The 7820-nt window shown below is 67.0% G+C and carries 4 protein-coding genes; 1 reads left to right on the top strand and 3 read right to left on the bottom strand.

Annotated features, from left to right (window positions below; all coding sequences use genetic code 11):
• Together AKL29_RS14360 and AKL29_RS14355 are read right to left on the bottom strand one after the other, a co-directional pair.
• Positions 1–780 (bottom strand): LLM class flavin-dependent oxidoreductase (locus AKL29_RS14360; protein ID WP_244482030.1); only part of this gene is annotated, 780 nt, incomplete at its 3' end.
• Between the two features lie 347 nt (positions 781–1127).
• Positions 1128–3473, bottom strand: a complete 2346-nt coding sequence (locus AKL29_RS14355; protein WP_050384651.1) for a mechanosensitive ion channel family protein — start codon at positions 3471–3473, stop codon at positions 1128–1130.
• Between the two features lie 315 nt (positions 3474–3788).
• On the opposite strand from AKL29_RS14355, the gene AKL29_RS14350 reads away from it, so the two are divergent.
• A complete protein-coding gene (locus AKL29_RS14350) occupies positions 3789–5519 on the top strand; it encodes an ATP-dependent Clp protease adaptor ClpS (RefSeq protein ID WP_050384650.1) in 1731 nt (576 codons plus the stop codon).
• A gap of 7 nt (positions 5520–5526) precedes the next feature.
• On the opposite strand, the gene AKL29_RS14345 is transcribed toward AKL29_RS14350, so the two are convergent.
• Positions 5527–7617 (bottom strand): tetratricopeptide repeat protein, encoded by a 2091-nt coding sequence (locus AKL29_RS14345; protein WP_050384649.1) that lies wholly within the window; start codon positions 7615–7617, stop codon positions 5527–5529.
• Positions 7618–7820: the final 203 nt, after the last annotated feature.

Genomic DNA, 7820 nt, shown 5'->3' with positions numbered 1-7820 from the left:
GCCCATCATGTCGCCGGTCGACAGCTTCCACGCCTCCTCGTCGGTATCCGCCACGAACACCTCGCGCACCAGCCGCCAGTCCCTGCGGCTCGGCTTGCGGCCGGTCTTGGCGGCGCCAGCCTCGACCGAGTCCCAGTGGCTGCCGACATAGGCCGGGTTGAGGTTGAGGCTCATCGGGATGAAGCCGCGCTCGCCGGCGAGCTTCAAGGTGTCCGAATTCTTCGACAGGCCGGCGACGCCGATCGGCGGATGCGGGCCCTGCAACGGCTTGATGTGCGGCTTGAGGAAGTCGAACATCGTGTCCGGCTTGCTCACCGTCCAATACTTGCCCTTGTGCGTCCAGGGTCCCGGCTCGGACCACATCTTCAGGATGATCTCGAGCGCCTCGCGGGTCATGTCGCGGTTCTGGCCCGACATGCCGTCGACATTGAACATCGCCCAGTCGCTCGGCAGGCCCGAGGCCGCGACGCCGAAGTTGAGGCGCCCGTTCGAGAGATGATCGAGCATCGCAACGCGGTTCGCGAGCTCGGCGGGATGATGATACGGCAGCAGGAAGCCCCCGGGCCCGATGCGCAGATTCTTGGTCTGCAACAGCGCCTGCGCCACCAGCAGGTCAGGCGACGGATGCGGCTCCCAAGGTGCGGTGTGATGCTCGCCGATCCAGGCTTCCTGGTAGCCGAGCTCGTCGAGCCAGCGCAGCGTCTTCAGGTCCCAGTCGTGGCCCTCCTTCAATCCGCACTCCGGCGGGTGAGAGGGCATGGTGAAATAGCCAAGCTCCATGTGCGTTTCCTTCCTTCGCGTTGGGTTCGGTCATGCAATGCGTCTTGCCGCGCATTGCATGACGATCAGCAAGCGCTGTGCCAGCGGAGGAAGTCGCAGGGATGGGTGGGAACGGCCGAATTTCGGCCGGCTGCGGCCGATCGGCGGGTGCGAGAAGGCTGACGACGTCTCATCGTCGCGAGACGTGTCGCAACGGTGAGACGCGCCGGCAAGCATTCCCGCTGTTTACTCGGGCGGCCTCCGCACACACGGAAGCAGATACTCTCGCGGAGAATCCCCTCACTCGAATTCGAGCTTCGCTCGAATTCGACCTCTCCCCGCAAGCGGGGCGAGGTGAAGCGCACAGATTACCCCGCCGCGCGGCGCGGCTGGGCGTTGGTGTCGGGCTCGGAGGGTGGAGGAAGCTGCATCAGGATGGTCTGGCCCATCGAGGCGATCTCGATGCCCTCCTCCTGGAAGCGCCGCTTCATGCGGCGGTTGAACTCGCGTTGCACCGACCAGCGGCCGCCGTCGGTGCAGCGGATCTGGCCGACGATGGTCACCACGGAGCCGTCGACCTTGTCGACGCCCCACAATTCGAGATCGCCGCGGATCAGCGCGCGATACGCCGTCTCCTGGCGCATCTGGGCGACGATGTCTTTCAGCACCTCGCCGGCGCGGTCGGTGTCCTCCTTGTAGGACACGTTGACGCTGACCGCGGCATTGCCGGCGCCGCGGCTGGCATTGGTGATCGTGGTCACCGCGCTGAACGGCACCACGTGCACCGAACCGTCGCCGGCGCGCAGCCGCATGGTACGGATCGAGACGTTCTCGACCACGCCCGAGAGGCCCGACACCGTGACGTTGTCGCCGACCTGCACCGTGTTCTCGATCAAGAGGAACAGCCCGGTGATGAGGTCCTGCACCAGCTTCTGCGAACCGAAGCCGATCGCGATGCCGACGATGCCGGCGCCGGCGAGCAGCGGCGCGACATTGACGCCGATCTCGCTGAGCGCCGTGAGCCCGACCACCGCGACGATCATGCAGAACAGCGCGGTGCGCAGCATCGGCTGGAAGGTGCGCAGGCGCGCGGCGCGGGCGTAATGCCCCTCGCGCGACAGGGTGTCGATCTGCCGGTCCATCAGCGCATTGGCGACTTCCCAGATCACGGCCGCGGCCAGCGCGGCAATGCCGATCGTCACCAGCGCCGAGATCAGGCGGCTTCCGATCTGGCCGCCATAGAACCAGACGATGGCGTCGACGCCCCACACCTCGAGCAGCGCGACGAAGCCAATGAAGGCGATCACCGCCGTGACCACCTTGCGCAGCAACGGCAGATAGCGGTTGGCGCGGGTCTCGAGCCCCGGGAAGCGCTGGATCAGCTCCGGGCTGATGCGGAAGCCGCGATCGATCAGGCTCAGCACCACCATGGTGACGAGGCGGGTGACCAAGAGCACCGCGATGGTGCCGACGAAATATTGCAGCAGCAGCGAGTAGCCGTTGCGGATGTTGAGCGCCCACACCGCCCACAGCGCGAGGTCAAGCGCGATCGCCAGCACATGCCAGAGCGCCGCGAGCCGGTTGCGCGCCCGCGCCGCAAACCCGATGCGATCGGCCGGGGCGCGGATGACGTCGGCGACCTGCCGGCGGCACTGCAGGATGATGACGACAACGAACAGATGCACGACCAGCATCACGAGCCGGATCAGCGCGGCATAGCCGGCGCGATGCAGCCCGAGCAGCAGCGCGACATTGGCGAAGGCGATGCCCGAGACGCCGACGGCAACGATGCGCCGGGCCCAGATCTCGATATAGGCCGCGGTCTCGGCACGGACGCGGAACAGGCCGAAGGGACCCGCCAGCGCGCGCACCGCGCAGATCAGGACGCGCGAGAACACATAGGCGTTGACGACGGCAAGGATCACGAGCCGCGTGGTCGACTGATCGCCGATCTCGGTGCCGAGCAGCGCGGTGGCGATGCCGCCGAACACGACAACCGGCAGCAATTCGAGCAGCAGGCGGCCGAGCACGAAGGGCAGCCGGACCAGCGACTGCCAGGCCCGCGCCAGGCTGAGCCGGCGCCGCTGCAACTCGGGCGCCGGCGTGACGTCGGCAACCGACGACGGCGGATCGACGCTGGCGAGCGTCTGCACCGGCACGCGCGCGGTCTGCGGCAGCCGCGCTTCCAGGAACGCGACCGGCCGCTTGATCAGGCGGAACACCACCCATTCGGCGGCGAGCGCGCAGCCGAACACCAGCGCCAGCTTCCAGGCGATGTCGATCAGGAGGCCATAGGCGGCCGGATCGTTGGCGGTGCGCACGAACCAGTAATAGAACGCCGGGAAATGCGTCAGCGTGCGCGCGACGTCGGTGACCTCGCGCGACATCTCGCCGACCTGTTCCGACACCATCAGCAACAGCTGTGCGCCGAGGCTGTCGGCGGTGAGCGGGATCGGCGAATGCTGCTCGGGCGCAGGCGCCGGCTGCGCCGCCGCCTGCGGCGAGGCATTGGCGATGGCGCGCAGGGTGTTGATGATCTCGCCGCGCTTCTTGTCGTCCTGCAGCGTGTCGAGCGCACGTTTCGCCTGCTCAGGCGTCAGCGCGTCGCCGGTAGCGGGTTGCGGCGGCGCCGGCTTGGCGGCCGGCTGCGCAAGCGCGGGAGAGACGAACAAAGTGAAGACGAGAAGCAGCGCAAGGCGAAGTTTGTGCGACACGAGGGCCTCATAAAATAACTGCGCGACCGCAAACCCTTGGGAGGAATCTGCTCTCGCGCTCGCGCCATGTCGGATACTCCTTTTCGCCCCGATGGTGTGTCGGAAGTTTGCCGCTGTGACGGCCATCTCTTGGCATTTGCCGCAACACAATCGTCACAGGCGTTGAGCCGCGTTTACACTTCCAGTGCGCGTTCCCGGCCGATCGGCCCGCTACACGTCAGGGATGAAGCGGCAGAATCTTTCGCTTGACGCGCGGGAGCCACCGTGATGTTCTTATTTTGTTCTTTTTGTTCCCAATTGCGTTTCGAGGGTTTCATGCACGACGTGTTTAGTGACGACGGTCCGGTGCGGCTCTTCATTCACGACGACGATGAGACCCCGCTGGAATTCGTGCAGAATTTGTTGTGTACGGTGTTCGGGAAATCCGAGCAGGAAGCCATCGCCTCCGCTGCCTTGATCGAGGCCAAGGGCGCCATTCCGTGCGGTCCCTATCCGGGACCGGTGGCACGGGCAATCTTCAACTCGGCGAAGTGGCTGATCCGCTCCAACGGCCAGCCGTTGATGATCACCACCGAGTCCGCCGACGCCAGCCGCCCGTGCGATCTCTGCGAAGCCCCGAGGGCCGTGATGGAGATTCTGATCTCCGGTACGACTGCGTCGCTGTGCAGCGACTGCCTGCTCGCTGCACGCCGCAGCTCGGAAGAATTGCCGGGCGAGACGTTTCGGTCCGCTTACGTTGCGCTCGACTGGCATTTCGCCGGCGTGCCACGCAACCTGATCGTGACACGGGCGCGACAGTTTCCGGGCCACATGCGCGCCGACGTTCAGGTCGCGATCGACAAGCTGTTCACCGATCCGATCCACTTCTTCGGCATCCATGAAGAATATCGCTACGAGACGCTGGACTTCGCGGCGCTGATGAAGGCTGGCCGGAATGCACCGGCGATCGCGCCGCCGCAATATCGCGACGTCGATATCGGCGAGGCCGAGCCGGTGAAATGCCTCGCCAATGGACTATGGCTGTGCCGAACCGGCGAACTGCGCTACGCCGTGCTGCTGACGTTCCATCGCGAATATAATCACGAGCCGTCGCTGCGAATCGAGCTTGCGTTGCCCGCCGGGGCGACCGGCAATGCTTTCGTGCAGCGCACTTTCGCCGAACTAGAAGCCGCCGTACATGCGGCGCGATCCTATCGCGGCAAGATCCTGTCACTGGAGGATGGCGCCAATTATCGCGGACGTTCGCGTGGCTTGACCGTGCATCGCCTGCCGACGGTCGCTCGCGATGACGTGATCCTGCCGGACCGGACGCTGCGGCTGCTCGATCGCAACGTGCTCGGCTTTGTCGAAAGCCGCGATCTGCTGCGCGAGCTCGGCCAGTCGACCCGCAAGGGCATCCTGCTCTACGGCCCGCCCGGCACCGGCAAGACCCACACCATTCGCTATCTCGCCACCAACCTGCCGGATCACACCACGCTGATCATCACCGCCGAGCAGGTCGGGCTGCTCGGCGCCTATATGAACCTCGCGCGGCTGCTGCAGCCCACCATGGTCGTGATCGAGGACGTCGATCTGATCGCACGCGACCGCGAGGACATGGGCGGACCGTGCGAGGAATCACTGCTCAACAAGCTGCTCAACGAGATGGACGGCCTGAAGGAGGATTGCGACATCCTGTTCGTGCTGACCTCCAACCGTCCCGAAGAGTTGGAGAGCGCGCTGGCCGGCCGGCCCGGCCGCATCGACCAGGCGATCGAGGTGCCGCTGCCCGACGAGACCGGGCGCGGCAAGCTGATCCGGCTCTACGGCAAGGGCCTGCCGCTGGAGCAGCCCGTCATCGACGACGCCGTGCGACGCACCGAAGGCGTCAGCGCAGCCTTCATCAAGGAGCTGATGCGCCGTCTCGCCCAGGCCAGCATCGTCAGGGACGGTGGCCGCGAGGTCACCTCCTCCGACGTCGACGGCGCGGTGAACGAAATGCTGTTCGACGGCGGCCGGCTCAACGCCAAGCTGCTCGGCGGCGCGCAGGGGATGAGTGCCGGGTGATCGCCGATCAACCCGCAAGAGCAGCCGGCAGCAGCAACTCCCGCTCGCCAGCAACGACGCGGGCAAGCTCTTCCGACACGCGCGCGAGCACGCGGTCCCAGGCCTGCGGCTTGTCCTGGCGGAACAGTCGCATGGTCGGATACCACGGCGTGTCGGAGCGGTCGCGCAGCCAGCGCCAGTCGAGCGCATAGGGACACAACATCCAGACCGGGCGGCCAAGCGCGCCGGCGAGATGCGCCACCGAGGTGTCGACGGCGATGACGAGATCGAGCGCGCAGCAGGCTGCCGCGGTGTCGGCGAAATCGCCGAGCGTCGGCGCGAGGTCGATGATACCTGCGCCGAGGCCCCGCAGCACCGGATCATCGTCCGGCCGCGGCTCCTTCTGCAGGCTGTAGATCTGCACGCCTGATGTGACCAGCCGCGGCAGCACGGCGTCCGCCGGCAGCGAGCGCTGGCGGTCGCCGTTGTGCCTGGGATTGCCGGCCCAGACCACGCCGACCTTCAGCGCGGTCACGCCGGCGAGCGCCTCGCGCCAGCGCGCGAGCTTGCCGGCATCTGCCCGCAGATAAGATGTCGCTGCGGGAATGGTCTCGACGGTGGTGCGGAAGATCCGCGGCAAGCTCAGCAGCGGCAGTTGCAGATCGAACGGCGGCAGCGGCTCGCCGCGCGCGAACACCGCGACATCGGGCAGCATCGGCCGCAGCAGCGCGACCAGCGCCGGCTGCACCTGCAGAATGATCCGGCCGCCTCTGCCCGCCAGCATCGGCACGTAGCGGACGAAATTGATGGCGTCGCCGAGTCCATATTCGGCAAACAGCAGCAGCGTGCGTCCGGCAAGCGGCTCGCCCTGCCATTCCGGCTCGTCGAACACGGGATCGCCGTCGCTGAGCATCTTGGTCTTGCGGCGCCACCGATACTCCTCAAAGCCCTCCTCGAACTCGCCGTTCATCAGCAGGAAATGCGCGTGATTGTAGTGCGCCAGCGGCTGCTCGGGATCGAGCGCAATCGCCCGGCGCGAGGCCACCAGCGCCGCATCGATCTCGCCGGCATTGCGCAGCGCGACCGCGAGGTTGGCGTGGCCCTTGGCATAGAGCGGCTCGAGCTCGATGGCGCGCCGATGCGCGGCGACCGCGGCCTCGACCAGGTTCTGCGCCTCGAAGATGATCCCGAGATTGGTGTGCGCGGCGGCGTAGTCCGGCTTCATCGCCAGCGCGAGCTCGGCGCAGGCGATGGCGTCGTCGACCTGTCCGAGCTCGAACAGGCAGGCGCCGAGATTGTTGAGGATGACGTGATCGGACGGGTCGCGCGCCGAGACCTGGCGATAGATGCGGACAGCCTCCTCGCGCTCGCCCGCCTCGTGCAGCACCATCGCCAGCAGGCGCTGCGGCGCGATGTTGCCGGGATCGAGCGCGATCGCGCGGCGGTAGTGCAGGATTGCGTCCTCCAGAAAGCCCTGGCGATAGAGCGCCGCGCCAAGGCCGCAATGCAGCCCGACATTGTCGGGATCCGCGGCAAGTCCGCGGCGATAGGCCGTGGCGGCCGCCTCGTGCCTCTTCTGATCGGTCAGCACATTGCCGAGGTTGAGCCAAACGCCGCGGTAGACCGGATCGCGCGCGATCACCTCGCGATAGGCCTGTTCCGCCTCGACCGGCCGCTGCTGCCCGGCCAGCGCGACGGCGAGGTTGAATCGCGCCCGCGTCAGGCCGCCATCGAGCGCGATCGCGCGGCGGAACGCGGCCTCGGCCTCGTCGAAACGCGACAGATCGCACAATGCGACGCCGAGCTTGATGCGCAGGCCGGCGTCCTGCGGCCGCAGCGTCGCGCCGCGCTCGAACGCCGCCGCCGCGCCTTCGTGCTCGCCCTTCACGGCGAGCGCATCGCCGAGCGTGGCGAAGGCCGGCGCATGATCCGGATCGAGATTGAACACCCGGTTGAGCAGCAGCGCGCCTTCCGCAGCACGATCGGTCACGAAGGCGATGACGGCGGACAGATGCAGCGTCGGAACATGGTCGGGATGGGCGGTGAGGATGTCGCCGCACAGCGTGCCGGCCTCCGCCGCGCGGCCCGCGCAGTAATGCGCCACCGCATCCCGCAACATCCGATCCACCGCCACGCTGCCCACGATACCGCCCCTGCCAAAGTCCCCGATGCGGATTAAACGGGCGGCGGCGAGAAATCCGGCACGCGAAGTTCCGATTGAACGATCATGATCCGGGTCCGCGCCCCGACCTCTTCTCCTTCCCCCTGAAAGGGGGAAGGTCGGGATAGGGGTCCGGCCACGTGCACCGGTGCCCGCCGATA

The organism is Bradyrhizobium pachyrhizi (assembly GCF_001189245.1).
Classification (GTDB): Bacteria; Pseudomonadota; Alphaproteobacteria; order Rhizobiales; family Xanthobacteraceae; genus Bradyrhizobium; species Bradyrhizobium pachyrhizi.
This window is presented reverse-complemented; position numbering and strand designations above follow the sequence as displayed.

Bases quoted from the DNA above. Each gene is read 5' to 3' on its own strand.
- AKL29_RS14350 (WP_050384650.1), top strand. From the start codon at position 3,789: ATGCACGACGTGTTTAGTGACGACGGTCCGGTGCGGCTCTTCATTCAC.
- AKL29_RS14345 (WP_050384649.1), bottom strand. From the start codon at position 7,617: ATGTTGCGGGATGCGGTGGCGCATTACTGCGCGGGCCGCGCGGCGGAG.